Origin of the sequence: Actinacidiphila yeochonensis CN732, from assembly GCF_000745345.1 — a bacterium.
In the GTDB taxonomy this organism is placed as follows: domain Bacteria; phylum Actinomycetota; class Actinomycetes; order Streptomycetales; family Streptomycetaceae; genus Actinacidiphila; species Actinacidiphila yeochonensis.
In genome coordinates this window covers 2,722,136-2,739,570 of record NZ_JQNR01000005.1, presented here as the reverse complement: position 1 = coordinate 2,739,570, position 17,435 = coordinate 2,722,136, and the positions used below count along the sequence as shown (strand labels likewise).

At 73.5% G+C, this 17,435-nt stretch carries 9 protein-coding genes; 3 read left to right on the top strand and 6 right to left on the bottom strand.

Annotated elements, in window-relative coordinates; genetic code table 11:
• Positions 1-143 precede the first annotated feature (143 nt).
• The 4 genes from BS72_RS23450 to BS72_RS38685 all read right to left on the bottom strand — a co-directional run bounded on the left by BS72_RS23450 (position 144) and on the right by BS72_RS38685 (position 5,718).
• A complete protein-coding gene (locus BS72_RS23450; protein WP_051951562.1) occupies positions 144-3,347 on the bottom strand; it encodes a GH92 family glycosyl hydrolase in 3,204 nt (1,067 codons plus the stop codon).
• Between the two features lie 448 nt (positions 3,348-3,795).
• Complete coding sequence (locus BS72_RS23445; RefSeq protein WP_051951560.1) at positions 3,796-4,485, bottom strand: glycerophosphodiester phosphodiesterase; 690 nt, start codon at positions 4,483-4,485, stop codon at positions 3,796-3,798.
• Between the two features lie 146 nt (positions 4,486-4,631).
• The gene (locus tag BS72_RS23440) at positions 4,632-5,210 is read right to left on the bottom strand and encodes an extracellular solute-binding protein (RefSeq protein ID WP_051951558.1); all 579 of its coding nucleotides are present in this window, start codon (positions 5,208-5,210) and stop codon (positions 4,632-4,634) included.
• 184 nt (positions 5,211-5,394) lie between these two features.
• On the bottom strand, positions 5,395-5,718 hold the full coding sequence (locus tag BS72_RS38685) for a hypothetical protein (RefSeq protein ID WP_078901587.1): 324 nt from the start codon (positions 5,716-5,718) through the stop codon (positions 5,395-5,397).
• Positions 5,719-6,029: 311 nt separating this feature from the next.
• On the opposite strand from BS72_RS38685, the gene BS72_RS23435 reads away from it, so the two are divergent.
• Both BS72_RS23435 and BS72_RS23430 read left to right on the top strand, forming a co-directional pair.
• The gene (locus tag BS72_RS23435; RefSeq protein WP_037913300.1) at positions 6,030-7,595 is read left to right on the top strand and encodes a hypothetical protein; all 1,566 of its coding nucleotides are present in this window, start codon (positions 6,030-6,032) and stop codon (positions 7,593-7,595) included.
• 226 nt (positions 7,596-7,821) lie between these two features.
• Positions 7,822-11,319 carry a P-loop NTPase fold protein gene (locus tag BS72_RS23430; RefSeq protein WP_037913297.1) on the top strand — a complete coding sequence of 1,166 codons (3,498 nt, stop codon included), beginning with the start codon at positions 7,822-7,824 and terminating at the stop codon, positions 11,317-11,319.
• Positions 11,320-11,443: 124 nt separating this feature from the next.
• On the opposite strand, the gene BS72_RS23425 is transcribed toward BS72_RS23430, so the two are convergent.
• Together BS72_RS23425 and BS72_RS23420 are read right to left on the bottom strand one after the other, a co-directional pair.
• Positions 11,444-13,150, bottom strand: coding sequence for a sugar transferase (locus BS72_RS23425; RefSeq protein WP_232792511.1), 1,707 nt, complete (start codon positions 13,148-13,150; stop codon positions 11,444-11,446).
• Positions 13,147-13,731 carry a sigma-70 family RNA polymerase sigma factor gene (locus BS72_RS23420; protein WP_037913294.1) on the bottom strand — a complete coding sequence of 195 codons (585 nt, stop codon included), beginning with the start codon at positions 13,729-13,731 and terminating at the stop codon, positions 13,147-13,149. Before BS72_RS23420 ends, BS72_RS23425 begins: the two co-directional genes overlap by 4 nt.
• 468 nt (positions 13,732-14,199) lie before the next feature.
• Between BS72_RS23420 and BS72_RS32715 the strand changes: the two genes are divergently transcribed.
• Positions 14,200-17,367 (top strand): discoidin domain-containing protein, encoded by a 3,168-nt coding sequence (locus BS72_RS32715; RefSeq protein WP_157856315.1) that lies wholly within the window; start codon positions 14,200-14,202, stop codon positions 17,365-17,367.
• The last annotated feature ends 68 nt before the right edge of the window (positions 17,368-17,435 follow it).

Here is a 17,435-nt window from a genome sequence, read left to right as displayed (position 1 = left end):
GCGGCTGGTGCTGAGGGTGGCGTGTTCGAGGGCGCGCCAGCGGCAAGGGACCGGGCAGGGTGAAACGAACGCCCGCCGCGGCCGGCTGGGGTCGGCCGGCCGCGGCGGGCGTCGTCGCTTGGCGCGTGGCGCTGGTGGTGGGGTCAGGGCGCGGGGCAGAGGTTCATGGGGAGGACGCCGGGGCCGCTGGTCTCGGTCCTGACGCTGTGCACCGTCACCGGCGAGCCGGAGGCGATGCGGAAGTCGCTGCTGCCGTTCTCCCGGTTGGCGAAGTAGGAGTCCGGCACGGTGACCGTCGCCGTCTTCCAGGTGTCGGTGTTCGTGTTGGTGACGCTCAGTGCCCTGGTGTAGGCGCCGCTGGTGCCGGCCGCGTCGTACTGCAGGCTCCAGGAGTCGGTGCCCGAGTCGTAGTACGAGATGGTGAAGGTGGTCGAGCTGGTCGTGCCGAAGGCCAGCCGCTTGTCGAGCTGGAAGTACATGTTCAGGTCGTCCGTCACGAGCGGGACCGTGGTGCGCGCGGACTGGCCGCCGACCGTCTGGGGCGTGGTGGAGCCGTCCCCGCCCACCTCGTGCTGGGCCAGGCCCTGCGCGGTGTTGGTGTCGCCCAGCGTGGTGCAGGCTGTGGCCGTGTCACCGGTGCCGACCACGGAGACCGGGAAGGAGAGGGTGGGCAGCGGGATCTTCGTGTCCGTCGAGGACAGGGCGATCGGCACCGCCTCGAAGCCCTGCGGCGCGTCGGCCGCGGCGGACACGGAGAGCTCGACCTGCGCCTTTCCGTCGGCTCCCACCGTCGTGGTGCCGGTGGCCGGGGTGACGGTGACGCCGGCGGGCGGGTTCGCGTTCCAGGTGAGGGTGCGGATCGGCTTCGACGGCGTGATCTCGGAACCGGCGTCCACGGTCAGCGCCATGGTGGTGTCGGCGCTCGCGCCGGTCGGCACGGTCACGGCCGCGGGGGTGGTCGTCATGTCGACCGGGGTGACGCCCGTCGGGAAGGTGGCGCGCCCCGCCGGGAAGGACGGCGGGCGGTCGGCGGTGCGGGCTCCCCACGCGGTGTCGGGCGTGGAGCCGACCGTGTAGTCCAGGGACAGCGGACGGCCGCGGCCGAGCAGGTCGGTGGCCGGGAGCCAGTCATCCGAGGTGCGCTGCCCGTTCACGGACAGGCCGTGCACGTAGTACGTGTCGGCGGACGTGCCGGGCGCGGAGACGGTGACCTGGCGTCCGTCCAGGTTCAGCTGGACGCGGGGGAAGAGCGGGGTGCCGAGGGCGAGGACCGGCGTGCCCGGTGTCTCGGGGTACATGCCCATGGCCGACCAGACGTACCAGGAGCTCATCGCGCCCAGGTCGTCGTTGCCCGGCTCACCGCCGGGGGTGTCGGAGTAGACCGTGTCGATCAGCTGGTGGACGGTGGACTGCGTCTTGTACGGCTCCCCCGTGTAGTCGTACACCCAGGGCGCGAGCAGGTCGATCTCGTTGCCCGCCCAGTACGTCGGGTCGTTGGGGCCCGAGTTGAACGAGGTGAAGAAGGCGTCGAGCCTGCGGTTGGCGTTGTCGTCGCCGCCCATGGCCTGGACGAGGCCGCCGAGGTTCTGCGGCACGGCCCACGCGTACTGGGCGGCGTTGCCCTCCTGGAAGCCGGACTGGCCGAAGCTCGACATGCCCGCGGTGACCGGGTCGCCCGTCGGGAACGCCCCGTCGCCGTCGCGGGGCTGGAGGTAGCCGGAGCCCGTGTTGAAGAGCTTGGTCCAGTTCTGCGAGCGGTCGAGGAAGGTGCGGTAGGTGGAGCTCGCGCCGGTCGCCTGGGCGAACTTCGCGATGGAGAAGTCGTCGAGCGCGTACTCCAGCGTCTCGGAGGCGCCGTTGGTGACCGCGGAGTTGTTGGTGCTGGAGTCGTTCGGCACGTAGCCGAGCTTCTGGTAGTCGGCCGACTGCGGGCGCTCCTCGTACCAGCCCTGGCCGAGTTGGTCCTTCGTCGGCACCGCGGTGGCACCCTTGACCATGGCCTTCAGCGCGGCCTTCGTGTCGAAGTCGCGGGCGCCGAAGGTGTACGCCTCGGCGATGATGGGATCGGCCGCGTCACCGTTCATCACGCCGGTCTCGGTGTTCCCGTTGGGCCATTTCGGCAGCCAGCCGCCCTGCTCCGCGTCGTTGAGCAGGGACTGCACCATGTCGCTCGTCTGCTTCGGCAGCAGGGTCGCGAGCAGCGGGATCTCCGAACGGTAGATGTCCCAGCCGGAGAAGTTGGTGTACTGGGTCCTGCCCGGCGGCAGCGTGTGGGTCTTCAGGTCGAACCCCTGGTACTGCCCGTTCGCGTCGCTGAAGGTGGTCGGGACCAGGAGCGCGTGGTACAGCGCGGTGTAGAACTGCACCTGGTGGTCGCGGGTGCCGCCGCCGACCTGGATCTTCGACAGGAGCTGCCGCCAGGTGTCGTGCGCGCTCCGGGCGACGGCCTGTTCGCTCCATCCCCGGTTCTCGGCCGCGAGGTTGGCCTTGGCGCCGGCCTCACTGACGTAGCTGATACCCACCTTCATCCCGACGTGTCCCGCGTCGGTGGTGTCGAAGGTGACCCAGCCGCCCGAGCCCTTGCCGCTCGCGTCCGTCCGCGAACCCGGGTTCGTGCCCTTGGAGTTCCAGGTGCCGTACGAGGTGAAGGGCCGGTCGAAGGAGACCGCGTAGTAGACCGGCTCGGGAAGCTGCTGGTCCCCGCAGAAGTGGCCGCTGGTGATGGAGCCGCTGACCTCGTGGTCGCCGTCGATGCTGACGTCGGCCGCGGTGTCGCCGTTCTGTGAATCCCCGGCTTTGAAGAGGAAGTTGGCCTGGTTCGTGGCGGGGAACCCGAAGTCGCCGATGCCCGTACGGGTGGTCGCCGCGAGCTTGGCGCTCATCTCGCCGTCGGCGCCGAGCCTCATCTCGTAGCTGCCGGGCGCGGCCTTCTCGTCGTCGTGGCTGAACGGCTCCGTGGCGTTGGTCGGGTTGGCGGGAATGGCTCCGGTCGTGGGCAGGATCGGCAGGTTGCCCTCGATGTTGCAGCCGGCGCCCGAGACATGGGTGACCGTCAGTCCGATGGTCGATCCGGAGTCGTACGCGTAGCCGCCGCTCGCCGGGCGCTTGGGCGAGGTGTCGGGGCTCCAGGCCACCATGCCGAACGGCATCGAGGCGCCGGGGAACATGTCGACGTCCCCGACGTTCGCGCCGCCGCTACCGGTGCCGAGGAAGGTGTCGACGAGGCTGGTCGGGTCGGCCACCAGCGGCGCGGCCGCCTCGGCGCTCTGGGCGGCGAGCCCCAGGGTTCCCGCGACCAGTGCGGCGGTGATGCCCGCGCCGACCAGTCGGAATCTGCGTGTCCTCACTACGGGTACTCGTCCTCTCCCACGATGGGCTGACGACGCCTGACAACGTTGTCAGCGGGGTGACGCACTTCCCTGTTCGTTCGCTCCGGATCGCTCCGGATCACCGGCTTCCCGTTCGCTCCGGATCGGTCGCGCTGCGTTCGCTCCGGAAGGGAGCCGCTTGCTCGGGTACCGCAGACTTCTATGCCTTCGGCGCCGGAGGCGTCAAGGGGGCCGGTGCTGCCGGGCGGCAGGGTTCGGCAGGGTTCGGCACGGCGCGGCACGGTATGGAGGCCGACACGGCCGAAACGGCGGGCGCCGGGCCGCGGGTGCGGGTGCCGGCCTTGGGCGTTGGGGGGCCGGGAGGCCGGGGCCGCGTGGTCGCCGTGCGCGCCGATGGCCGGCAAGCCGTCCGGGGAGGGGTGGGACGGCCTGCCGGCCGCTTGGTGTCGCGGCTCTCGGAAGGCGGTCAGGCGGAGGCGAGGATCTCCTGCCGGATCTCCGGGAAGTCGGTGACCGCGCCGACGAGCCCGAGGGCCTTGGCGACGGCCAGGTCACGTGGGGTGTTCACCGACCAGGCCATGACGTCGATGCCGGCGTCCCGGCAGCGGTCGACGGAGTCCAGGTTCACCAGCCGCATGTCGACGCTGACGAGCCGTGCGCCCACCGCGCGGGCCCGGTCCGCCAGGTCGGGGTCGGTGGGGTCGGCGACCAGCACCATGGTGCCGCCGGGCAGCTCGCGGTTGAACTCGTGCAGCGCCTCGTCGAAGAACGAGAGCACCTGCACGCGCCCCAGCAGGTCCTGCTCCCGGATGAGCCGCGCCAGCACCCGGGCCGCGTGCACGTCCTTGATCTCGGCCTGGATCGGCAGGTCCGGCCGCATCGCCTCCAGGACCTCGCCGAACAGCGGGACGCGCTCGCCCTGCCCGGCGTCCAGGGTCCGCAGCTCCGCGACGGTGAGGTCGCTCACGGCCCCCGACCCGTTGGTGGTGCGGTCGACGGTCTCGTCGTGCATGACGACCAGTTCGCCGTCCTTGCTCAGGTGCAGGTCGAGTTCGATGCCGTCCAGCAGCTCGTGCTGCGCCCGCAGGAACGACCTGATCGTGTTCTCCGGCTCGACGCCCATGACGCCCCGGTGCCCGTAGGCGAAAAATGCCATGTCCCGCGCTCTCTCGGTGGTGGTTTCCCGGCTTCTCGGTTGCCGGGTACGCATCCGGTCCGCACCCGGCTCGTACCCGGTTCGTGCCCGGCTGCCCAGTTACTCACGGAACTCGGGAACCGGGCACTCGCGGCACGCCCCGCGGGTCAGTCGCCCAGCTTCGCGTTGTACGCGGCGATCTGGCTGTCGGCCAGCTTCTGGACGCTCGCCAGCTCCTTCGTGGCGTCGGCGCCCTGGAGGACCACAGCGGAGATCGCGTTCTGCACGTCCTGGCGGATCTGCGGCATGACGCCCTGGGAGCAGCCCTGCGTGGCGGTGTTCAGCGGCGTCTTCTCCAGCTGCGTGACGGCGGTGCCGAACTCCGGGTTCTGCGCGACCCACTGCTTGTCGGTCGGGTCGTCGAGGGCGCTCTTGAGCACCGGGAAGTAGCCGGTGGTCGTGTGGACGCCGACCTGCGACTTCTCGCTGTCCAGGAACTTCTCGAAGTCCCAGGCCGCGCGCTCCTTCTGGGCGTTGCCGGAGTTGACGACCCACAGCGAGGCGCCGCCGATGATCGGGCCGCCGGAGTCGCCGGAGTCGACCTTCGGGTAGAAGCCGGTGCCCACCGTGAACGGGGACTTGGCCTTGGCCGCCGCCTGGACGAACTGGCCGAGGGAGCCGGTGGACTCGGGGAGCATCGCGACGGTGCCGGAGGCCCGCGTCCCCGAGGTGGCCGAGGTCCTCACCCACCCGTGACCGGTCGGCCCAAGCGGCGGTCCCGCGCCGAGCGCCGACTGCCGCAAGCGCCCCCGCTACCGGCGCCAAGGCTGGTGGCGGGGGCGTCACGTGTGTGCGCCGCGACCATCAGCAGGGCGCGGCGGCCTTGTTGGCTCTCGGCGGTGTCGGCAGTTCGGCGACAGCGAGGGGGAACTACCTTGCGAAGTCGCCTGACTCGTCCAACCGCACGGGTGAACCGGGGCGTTCGGGCGTCCAGCCGCGTGCGAGGGCGGTGCGGATGGACCGCACGACATCGGCCGGCAGCACCGGTTGCCCCTCTCTGCCCATCCAGTTGCCCATACGCGGTTGGTCGGTGGTGACGACGAGCACCGCACCTGGCCGGTCCGCACGCTCGACGGCATAGGTGCAGGGCGACCAGCACAAACCCTGGCTGTAGGTGGGCTTCCGCCGCAGCCGCCATCGATACGGCAGGCCGTCGACAACGACGCTTCGCGACCCTCGTCTGTTCAGCGCCATCCCCGCCCCTCTCTGTACGGGTGGAGAGAGTAGCCCGCCGCCCAGCGCTCCGCAGGCGATGTCAGGCACCGTGCCCTCCGTGCGGTTTCCCGGAGCGAGCACGCGACGGTCGTGCGGGACTGGCGGCGTAACCGGCCGGGTACCGGTCTCGTTCACCGGTGGCCTCTTCATCGTCTTCCGCCGGAGCCGTTCACCATGTCCCTACGTACCTCCGGCCCAGCCGCCGGCGCCGTGGCCCTCCTCACCCGCCCTCGGGCGGTGACGCCTGGGGAAGCGCCCGGCCCGCGGGTCTCGGCGCGCGGAGGTCGGGCGTGAAGATCACCGATCTGTCCGGCTGTGCCGTGGACCCCGGCCGGGTCGTCTCGTTCGCCCTCGGAGTGCCGGAGGACCCCGGCACGGTGGGCGCGCCGCCGGACGGCCGCCCGCCGGCGTACGTGCAGGAAGCCCACATCCGCACGGTGCGCGATCTGCGGGAGCGGGGGGTGGACGCGCCCGCCTGGGTCGGTACCGCCTTCGACCTGCCGGCGCACACCGAACTCGCCGCCGTCGAGCACGTGTTGCGGCAGTGGACGCTGCGCCACGAGACGCTGCGCAGCGGCTTCGCCTGGGAGGGAGACGGCCTGCGCCGTTTCACCCTCGCACCGGAGCAGGTGCGGCTGCGCCGGACCGACCACGGCCACCACGCGCGCGCCGAGGACGTGTGCCGCCTCCTCCAGGAGCGGTTCGACGCCGCGACGAACCCCCTCCAGTGGCCCAACTTCGTCTACGCCGTCGTCCAGAGCGCGCAGGTCACCCGCCTGTACCTGGGCTTCGACCACACCAACGTGGACGCCTACTCGATCAACCTGATGCCCGCCCAGATCCGCGGCGAACTCGCCCGGTACGCGGCCCAGTTCACACCTCCGTACACGGCACAGGGGTGCGAAGGGTCCGCCCCGGCACCGCAGGCGCTCACCCGACCGCCCGCGCCGCGGAGACCGGAACCCGAGGCCGCTGCCGCCGCCACACCTGGCGGCGACGACGCCGCCCTCGACGCCCTCAGCGGGAACGGCCGCTGCGAGAGCCGTGAAAGCCACGACAGCTACGAGAGCTACGACAGCTACGTGGACTTCTGCGGGATCGAACGGGCCCAGGCCGACGAGGCCCGTGCGGCGGACGCGGCCGTCGAACGCTGGCGGAGCTTCATCGCCGCCTGCGGCGGTGCGCTGCCGTCCTTCCCCCTCGACACGGGCGTCTGCCCTGGCGACTTCCCCGAACAGCACCTGTGGACGGAGATGATCACCGACGCCGACCAGGCCGCCGCCTTCGACGCGCGCTGCCGTGCCCACGGAGGCGTCCTGCCCGGGCTGGTCGCCGCCTCCGCCCTCGTCGTCCAGGAGGCGGGCGGCCCCTCGACCTACCGTACGGTCGTCCCCTTCCACACCCGGGCGACGTCCCGCTGGGACCTTTCCGTCGGCTGGTACGTGGGCGTCGTACCGGTGGAGATCGCCACCGGCGAGGCCCGCGACTTCGCCGACCTCCTCACCATGGCGCGCGCCGCGCTGCGGGCCGACCGCCGGCTGGCCCGGCTGCCCGTCGCCCGCGCCCTGGCGCTCCTCGGCGAGGACTTCAGGCCCAGTTCGCCCGACCTGTTCTCGCTGCTGTCCTACACCGACTCCCGCGCCGCCCCCGGTGCGGCGGACTGGGAGGCGTGGCGGTCCAGGACCCTCCTGCGGGTCTCGCGCAGCGACCAGGTGTGCGTCTGGACCACCCGTGTCCACGACGGCCTCCAACTCGTCGTGCGCTACCCGGACACGCCCCAGGCCCAGAAGAGCGTGGCGCGCTACGCCGAGGGGCTGCGCGCCGTCGTCAACACCGTCGCGCGCACCGGGCGCTGACCGACGGCCGGCCGTCCTCGCGGGTCACCCAGCTGGCTTCCGAAGTGGACTCAGCTGCAGGGGAGTTCACCCGATGGGCGCTCACGCCCGGCGGCCGGCCTCTAGCCTGGTCCACTCGGGGCTCAAGGCCCATGGCTCAGGGCTCAGGACTCGAAGCTCACGACCCATGGCTCAGGAGTCAGGAGTCAGCGCCGGGGGGCGCGGGCCGGGGTGGGGGCGGGTTTCGGTGGACGACAGCACGCGGGCGGCGGCACCGGGCGGCGGTGTGCTGACGATGGCGCCGCTCGGCGAACTGCCCGGCGTCGCCATGGGTGGAGCGGCGTGGGGCGCGTGGCAGCCGGCTGGGGGCTCGGCCGTCCTCGCGGTGGGCGGCGGTGACGGAACGGTTCGGCTGTGGGAGGCCGGGAAGGCCCAGGACGGCGCCCCGGACGGCGCCCCGGACGGCGCCGCGGCCTTCGCCCGGCAGGTGCGCTGGGGCGCGTGGGGGCGGGCCGGCGGCCGCACCGTCCTCGCCACCGGCGCCGAGGACGGCACGGTGCGGCTGTGGAACCCCGAGAACCTCGCGGACGCCGGCCTGCCGCTGAACTCCCCCGCCGGGGAGGCGATGTGGGGGGCGTGGCTCCTCGGCGACGGCGCCCCGCTGCTGGCCTGCGCCGGTGACGGGGGCGGTCTGCTGTTCTGGGGGCCGGAGGGCCTGTTCATCGCGGACCGCGGCCCTGGTGTCGACCCGCCGCGCTGGGGAGCCTGGGGCAGCGCCGGCGGTCGCGCCCTGCTGGCCACCGGGGGCTCCGACGGCGCCGTCCACCTGTGGGACCCGGAGCTGCCGGACCTGACGGTCACGCACCTCCACGGTCACCACGGCTGGGTGCGGTGGGGGGCCTGGGGCAGCGCGGCGGACCGTACCGTCCTGGCCACCGGCGACCTGAAGGGCACCGTGCGGCTGTGGGACCCGGTGGCCGGGGCCCCTCTCGGCGGACCGCTCCTCGGCCACCAGGGCGATGTGCGCTGGGGTGCGTGGGGGCGGGTGGACGGCCGCGGCGTCCTCGCCACCGGCGGCCAGGACGGCACCGTACGGCTGTGGGACCCGGTGGCCGGGGCGGCACTGGGTGCGCCGCTGCCCGGGCACGCGGGCGAGGTGCGGTGGGGTGCGTGGGCGCGGATCGGCGGCCGGTCGGTCCTGGCCACGGGCGACCTGTACGGCACCGTACGGCTGTGGGACGCCGCCGCGGCGAGCCCGCTGTGCGAGCCGCTCCCCTGCCACACCGGCATGGTCAAGTGGGGTGCGTGGGCCGACGTCGCGGGCCGCCCGGTGCTGGCCACCGGCGGGTACGACGGCACCCGGCTGTGGGAGGTCGTCGAGGAGCGCCCGGTGCCCCGGCTGCCCGGGTACCGGTCGGACACCGCGCCGGCCGCCGACGAGCTGGGCCGGACGGCGGACGCCCTCGCCGTGGCCGAGCTGGTCACCGCGCGCAGCGCCCGACCGCCCCTCGCCGTGGGCCTGTTCGGGGACTGGGGCGAGGGCAAGACGCACTTCCTGGAGCTGCTGCGGCAGCACGTCCGCGCGGTCGCGGGCCCCGACAACGTCCTCACGCACAGCGCGGTGCGGCAGATCCGGTTCAACGCCTGGCACTACGCCGAGACCGACCTGTGGGCCAGCCTCATCGCGGAGATGTTCGCCCAACTCGTCGAGGACTCCGACGCGGACGCCGCGACCGAGCAGCGCCGGCAGTCCCGGCTGACCGCCGAACTCGTCGCGGGCCGCGGTCTGCGGGAGCGGCTGCACGCCGCCCGCGAGCGCCGCGCGGCACTCCGCCGGTCCCTGCGGCAACCGGGCACCGCCTTCGAGGCGCTGCCGCCGGAGCAGCAGGACCGGCTCGCGGACCTCGCGGGCGACCGGGCCGCCGAGCTCTACCGCGACGCGGCCGCGACCGTCCTGGCCGCGGGTGACGGCGCCCGCCTGACCTGGACGCTGATCCGCGGTGTCCCCCTGCGCACGGTGCTCCGCGTCGCGGGCGCCTGCGGGGTCCTCGCCCTCCTGGCGGTGGCGTCGGCCTGGGAGCTGCCCGCGCTGTGGAAGTGGCTGGGCGCCGCCCCGGGCGTGGCCGCGCTGCTGGCCGCCGGCGGCCTGGCCCGCCGCTTCGCCGCCGCCACCCGCGCCCGGGGCAGCGCGGCGTGGGCGGCCGCCCGGGACTTCGGGCAGCGTCAACGCGGGCGCGTGGAGACGGCGTTGGAGGTCGCCGACGCCGAGGTCGAGGCGCTGGAGGCGCAGCTGCGGAACCTCACCGCGGCCGGCCAGCTGGCCGGACTGGTCGGTGACCGCGCCGCCGCGACGGACTACCGCGGCCGGCTGGGCCTGATGACCCGTATCCGGGAGGACTTCCGCCAGATGGCGGCGCTCCTGGCGGAGGCGAACCCGGTGGGGGGCGACGGCGCCGGCGCGGAACCCGCCGCTGCCACGGCGCGTACGGCCGCGCCCCGCCCGGACGAGGCCGACGACCTCCTGCCGCGCATCGACCGCGTCATCGTCTACATCGACGACCTCGACCGGTGCCCGCCGCGCCGGGTCGTCGAGGTGCTCGAAGCAGTCCACCTGCTGCTCGCGGTGGACCTGTTCGTCGTGGTGGTGGCCGTGGACCCGCGATGGCTGCTGCGCGCGGTGACCTCGCACTACCAGGAGCTGATGGCGGCGGGCGGGCCGTACGCGGGTGCCGGGGACGGCGCGGTGGACCCGGACGACGACGAGCTGTGGCGGTCGAGCCCGGCGCAGTACCTGGAGAAGATCTTCCAGGTCGTGCTGACGCTCCCGCCGCTGGACACCGCGGGCTACCGCCGGCTGGTGCGCACGCTGGTCGGCGTGCGCGCGGACCGCCCTGCCGTGCCCGCTCCGGCGCACCCCGCGCCCTCCCCCGCGCAGCCCGCCGAAGCAGTCGGAGCGGCCGGGGCCGCACCGCCGACGGAGGCCGCTCCACCCGCTCCACCCGCTCCACCCGCTCCACCCGCTCCACCCGCCATAGGGTCCGAGCTCGTACCCGCGGCGCCGCCTCCGCCGGGCCCGACCGGCGCGGAGCCGGACTCCGGTACGGAGCTCCCGCCCGCGCGGGTGATCGAGCGGGTCGACCCGCTCACGCTGGAGCCGGACGAGCTGGCCCTGCTCGACCTGCTCGGGCCCCCGCTGCTCGTGGCCACGCCCCGGGCGGTGAAGCGGCTGGCGAACAGCTACGGCCTGCTCACCGCGGTCCGCCGGGAGCACCGGTCCGCCGACCTCACCGCGCGGACCGACCCGGACTCGGGCCCGCCGTACGTCCCGTACGTCCCCTACCGCGCGGGCATGGTGCTGCTGGCCGCGCTCGTCGCCCACCCGGACCTCGGGCCCGCCTTCTTCCTGCACCTGCACCACGCGGCGGCGGACCGGCCGGGCGCGGCCTGGCGGGAGTTCCGGGAGAGCCTGGCGCCCCGCCGGGAGAACGGCCGCTGGCACAACCCGGCGGACCCGGACATGACGCCGGTCCGGGCGCAGCAGTGGCAGGCCATGCTCGCCGGGCTCGCCGGGGTGGAGGCGGCCGCGGCGGAGCGGTCCCTGGACCTGCCGGTGCCGCTGCGCGCCTGGGCGCGGTGGGTGGTGCCGGTCGGCCGGCTGTCCTTCCCGACCGGCCGGATCGTCAACGCCCTCGACCGGCAGCGCCCGTTGAGCCCGCCTCCGGCGCCGGTCCCCGACCCCGGGTGACCCGCGGAGGGAAGCGGGCCCGGGAACCGAGGAGCGGGGCCCGCGACCGAGGACCGAGGACCAGGGCCGAGGATCGGGCAGCGGGCAGCGGGGGGGACGGGCCTCGGCAGCGCCGCCGGACCGCTCAGTACGCCCCGCGCCCGTCGACCACCGCGCGGAGGGTGCGGAAGAGGATGCCGAGGTCGCCGCGGAGCGACCAGTTGTCGACGTAGCGCAGGTCCAGGCTGACGGTCTCGTCCCATGACAGGTCGCTGCGCCCGCTGACCTGCCACAGGCCGGTCAGGCCCGGCTTGACGGCGAGCCGGCGCATCTCGACCGAGTCGTAGCGCTCCACCTCCTCCGGCAGCGGCGGACGCGGCCCGACCAGTGACATCTCGCCGCGCAACACATTGACGAGCTGCGGAAGTTCGTCGAGCGAGGTCCGGCGCAGGAATCGGCCGATCGAGGTGACCCGCGGGTCGCGGCGCATCTTGAACATCAGTCCGTCGCCCGCGGCCGCGTTCTCGGAGCCCAGTTCCAGCTTGCGCGCGTCGGCGTTGTTGACCATGGTGCGGAACTTCCACATCACGAAGGGCACGCCGCCCCGGCGGTAGCGGGTCTGCCGGTAGATCACCGGGCCGGGCGAGGTCGCCTTGATCGCGACCGCGACGGCCAGGAACACCGGTGCCAGCAGAACCAGCAGGACCGCCGCCCCCGTCACGTCCAGCGCTGACTTGACCAGCCGGAGGCCGGTGGCATGCCGGCTGGAGCCGACGTGCAGAACGGTCAGCCCCGCCGCGGACCTCGCTGTGAGGCGGTTGAGGTCGACGTCGACCAGCCCGGGCACCACGGCCAGCGGCAGTCCCGCGCCGTCGAGCGACCAGGAGATCCTCCGCAGCCGCTGGCCGGTCAGCCGTGCCCCGGGTACCGCCAGGACGAGGTCCGCGTGGAAGGCCAGGGCGGCGCGCAGCACCGGTTCGGAGTCGGCCGGGGTGGAGCGCGCGCTCTCGGGGAGTCGCTCCAGGACCGGGCTGCGCAGCGGGCCGTCGCCCACCGTGACGGCCCCGACCATCAGGTAGGCGTGGTCGGTGCGGGAGGCGAGCCGGTCGATCACGCCCTCCAGCGCATCCGGTTCGCCGAGCAGCAGCACCCGGTGGACCGCGTGGGCGGAGCGCAGCGCCCGCGCGCGGTGGGCCTCCGTCAGCCGCGCCGCCGTCACCGTGGCGGCCAGGGACACCGCGAACGCCGGCAGGAGCGCGCGCGGATGGACCGCCGGTTCCGCGACGGCGTACCCGACCGCCGACAGCGCCAGCATCACCGTCCAGTCCGCGACCGCGGGCCGGAAGGCCGGCCGCTCCCCGAGCGTGTCCCGGCGGTAGCGGCCGCGCAGCGCGCGCAGCCCCGTCCAGACGGCGGCGGCGGCCACCGCCCATCCGGCCGACGCCCACCCGGCCGACGCGCCGTGGCCGTGGCTGTGCCGCAGGACGCCCAGGAGCGGCAGCCCGAGGCCGAGGAGGTCCGCGAGGCAGGTGAACAGCACGTACCAGCCGGGCCGGCGGAAGGGCTCCGGACGCGTCCCGGGGCGGACGGCCGGCACCCGGGGCGGCCAGACCTCGGCGGACTCCTCCACCACCGGCGCGGCGGCACCGGCCATGATCGGGACCCGGGCAGGCGACACGGCCCCGCCGCCGTGCCGGTTGATCTCGGCGAGCACGGCCCGCCGGTGGGAGCCGTCCGGGTCGGCCAGCCGCCGTCTGAGCCCGTCGTCCACCTGCATCAGGCGCCCGGCGATGTGCAGATCGGGCGTCCGCGCGGACGCGCGCCCGCCTCGGAGCAGTTCAGCGAACCTCACACCAGCCCCCCGGTGGTGTCGACACCGTCGAACACGCCGGCCTTCATCCCGGCCAGGCCGAACGCCGAGCGCAGCGCCGCCTCCACCCGCTGGATCTCCCTGGCCACCTGCCGAGGCCTGAGCGCGAGCGCCTCGGCTATGTCCTTCTGGCTCCAGGCGTAGAGCCACCAGAGCACCGTGACGACCCGCTGGCGTGCGGTGAGCCGGGCGAACTGCTCCGGCAGCAGCCGGTCCGGCGGCTCCGGCGGGTCGCCCCTGCCGCCGGGCACGAGGGCCGCGGGCACGGCGGCGGGCTCGGTCGACCGCTCCCGCCGGAGCAGGGCGAACCGCCGCTGCCGAGGCGCGGACTCCTGCGCGATCCGGCGGGCGGTGACGGCGACCGCGTGCATCTGCGGGTCCTGGATGCCTCCCCAGCTCTTGAACATGGTCAGCAGCACGTCCTCGACCAGTTCGTCGGCGCGGCCGAAGTCACCCGCGAGCATGAAGCACGCCATCCTGCGCAGCCTGTCGTAGTTCTGCATGAAGAACTCCTCGAATTCCGCGGGCGGTTCGGCGGAGTCCTCGTCTTCGCTCTGTGTCAACCCCGGTCCTCGGACGTGTGAACTACTGCCCGCCGACGGCGAGTTCCGCGAGTCTGGCACGGTCTGCCGGTTCCGTCCGGGACGCGTCGGCCTGGATACGCCAGACGTGGGCCGGCCGGTGGTGCCATGTGCGTAGGCGCTCCCCGGGGCGGCGCCCGGCACCCGGTTGCGGCCCCTCCTTTCCGCACCCGGCGGGCCGGGCGGCCGGCTCGCCCGGGAGGGTGGGCGGAGGCGCCTCGTCCACAACGACGCCCCGCGAGAGTGGCATGGTTCTTCCAGTATCGTGCGGTGAATTTTCTTTACCCGCTCGAAACCTTGCGGGCCCTGGAGGGGGTCTGTACGGTCGGGGCGCCGGTCTCCCATGTTCCTGAAGGAGCTTCAGATGCGGGCGATCCCCAGACCTTCCCCAAGTGTCCGACACGCCGGGCGCAGGGTGGCGGTGACCGCTCTCGCGGCGGTCGGCGCGGTGTGCCTTTCCGCCCTCCCCGCGGGCGCGGCCTCCCTTTCCGCCCACCGTTCCGCTCCCCTTCCCGCGAGCGGTTCAGCGCCCCGTTCCGCCGCCTCTCCCGCCTCCCGTTCCGCCGTCCCCCGGCCGCCGCGTCCGCCGCGTCCGCCGCGTCCGCCGCCGTTCCGGCGGCCCGGCAGACCTCGGCCGCCACCGCCGCCGTCGGCGCCACGACCCCGTTCAGCGTCTACGAGGCGGAGGCCGGTACGACGGGCGGCGGCGCCACCGTGGCCTCGTTGACGTCGGCGCCGACGACGCAGTACTCCAGCGCCGCCCTCGAAGCCTCCGGCCACGCCTACGTGCACCTGGGCGGCACCGGGAGCTCCGTGCAGTGGACCAACGGCACCGGCGCGCCCATCAGCTTCCTCAACGTCCGCGCCAGCATCCCCGACTCCGCGTCCGGCGGCGGGCAGACCGCGACGCTGGACCTGTACGTCAACGGCGTCTTCCGGCAGGCCCTCAACCTCAACTCCAAGCAGTCCTGGGTGTACGAGGGCAACAACAACTACAACACCAGCGACAACCAGAACCCGGCCGACGGCGACCCCAGGGTCTTCTGGGACGAGTCGCACACCTTCGTCACCGGCACCCCGATCCCGGCCGGGGCCACGTTCTCGCTCCAGAAGGACGCCGCCAACAGCGCCGCATCCTACGACGTGGACTCCGTCGACGTGGAGAACCCGCCGGCGGCGCTCAGCCAGCCGGCGAACTCGATCTCGATCACCAGCTGCGGCGCGGTCGCGGACAACACCCCGACCAACGGCGCCGCCGACAGCCAGGCGGTGGACAGCAGGGCCGCCATCCAGAACTGCATCAACCAGGCCCAGTCGCAGGGCAAGATCCTGTGGATCCCGCAGGGCACCTTCTACGTCAAGGGCACCACCGGGCTGACCGCGCAGGGGATCACCATCGCGGGCGCGGGCCTGTGGTACAGCACCGTCTACCGCGACGTGCCGGTCCCCAACAGCACCCCGCTGGCGGCGCTGTTCGACGTGACCTCCTGCACCGTGGAGAACTTCCACATCGACGCCAACGCGGTCAGCCGCAGCACTGTAGGCGGCGACGGCGGCGCCATGGACACCACCGGCACCAACTGGGTCGCGGACGGCATCTGGACCCAGCACACCATGTCCGGCTTCTGGGCCTCGGGCACCGGCGGCACCGTGCGCAACAGCCGCCTGACGTCGGTGTGGGCGGACGGCATCAACGTCAACAACGTCTCGATGGGCGCCAGCACCGGCAACAACCTGACGGTCACCAACAACTTCGTCCGCGGCACCGGGGACGACGCCATCGCCATCAACTCGGTGAACTACAACACCAACGGCGACGGCTCCCAGACCACCTACAACCCGATGACGAACATCACCGTCAGCAACAACACCTCGATCGCGCCGTGGGGCGGCAAGGGCATCGGGATCTACGGCGGCAGCGGCCACCACGTCACGAACAACTACATCAGCGACACCGCGCGCTACATCGGCCTGGGCGCCGGGCGGTTCGGCGTCAACGGCAGCGACCTGCTGTCCGCGACGGTCTCCGGCAACACCGTCGTCCGCTCCGGCGGCAACGCCTACAGCCAGGGCCAGCCCGCCCTGCACATCGGCAACGGCGGCGACGGGCAGAACACCGGCACCGTCGACAGCGTCACCGCCACCGGCAACACGGTCGTGGACTCGCTCTACGACGGGATCGGCTTCTCCACCTCCACCAACACCCTGCTGCAGAACAACACGGTCACCGACCCCGGCCGCAACGGCATCGTGATCGCACCGCCGTTCTACCCCGCGCCGACCGGCTCCGCGACGATCAGCGGCAACACCGTCTCCGGGCTGCACTCCGGTGCCACCGCGTACGTCAACAACTCCAGTGGTTTCACCGCCACGTTGAGCGGCAACACCTGGGGGGCCGCCGCGCCCGAGGGGCCGTACGGCGGCACCGCGGCGGCGGTCCCGGGCACGGTCCAGGCGGAGAACTACGACACCGGGGGCCAGGGGGTGGCGTACAGCGTCACCAGCGTCAACGGCCAGGCCAACGGCTACCGCGCCGACGGCGTCGACCTGGAGACCACCTCGGACAGCGGCGGCGGCTACGACCTCGGCTGGACCGGCGGCGGGCAGTGGTTCCGCTACACCGTCAACGTCGCCACGGCCGGGACCTACACGGTCGGGCTGCGGGTGGCGGCCCCCTCGGCGGTCACCGACGCGCTGCACCTGTCGAACGCGGCGGGCACCAGCCTCACCGGCGCCGTCGACCTGCCCGCCACCGGCGACTGGCAGAGCTGGGGCACCGCGACCGCCAGGGTGACGCTGCCCGCGGGCCGCCAGGTCATCACCCTCAACGAGGACAACGGCGGCTGGAACGCCAACTCCCTCACCTTCACCGCGGCCGGCGGCACCGCGCCCGCGAGCCTCGCGGCGTCACCCGGCTCGCTCACCTTCGGCGGCCAGGCGGTGAACACCGCGAGCGCCGCGCAGTCCGCCACCGTCACCAACTCCGGGGGCGGCGCGGCCTCGATCTCCTCGATCACCGCCGGCGGCGACTTCGCGCAGACGAACACCTGCGGCTCGTCCGTCGCGGCCGGGGCCTCCTGCACGATCAGCGTCACCTTCACGCCGACCGCCACCGGCACCCGTACGGGGACGGTCACGATCACCGGCAGCGCCTCCAACAGCCCCACCAGCATCGCGCTCTCGGGCACCGGAAGCGCCGCGGCCGACGTCAACCTCGCGGCCGGCCGCCCGACGAGCGAGTCGAGCCACACCGACGTCTACCCGTCGTCGAACGTGACCGACGGCTCCCAGTCGACGTACTGGGAGAGCGCCGACAACGCCCTGCCGCAGTGGGTCCAGGTCGACCTCGGCTCGGCGCGCGCGGCGTCCCGGATCGTGCTGCAGCTGCCCGCCGGCTGGGGCGCGCGGACCCAGACGCTCTCCGTACTGGGCAGCACCGACGGCTCGACCTTCAGCACCGTCAAGCCCTCGGCGGCCTACACCTTCGACCCGGCGGCGAACAACACCGTCACGATCGCCTTCACCGCCACCACCCAGCGCTACTTCCGCCTGGGCTTCACCGCCAACACCGGCTGGCCGGCCGGGCAGGTCTCGGAGTTCCAGATCTGGGCCACCTGACCCCGGCCCGCCGTTCACCGCGCGTCCCCGAACCGGCCGCACCCCCACGGGTGCGGCCGGTTCCGGCT

Coding starts and splice junctions, on each gene's coding strand:
- BS72_RS23445 (WP_051951560.1), bottom strand. CDS start 4,485: ATGGCATTTTTCGCCTACGGGCACCGGGGCGTCATGGGCGTCGAGCCG.
- BS72_RS38685 (WP_078901587.1), bottom strand. CDS start 5,718: ATGGCGCTGAACAGACGAGGGTCGCGAAGCGTCGTTGTCGACGGCCTG.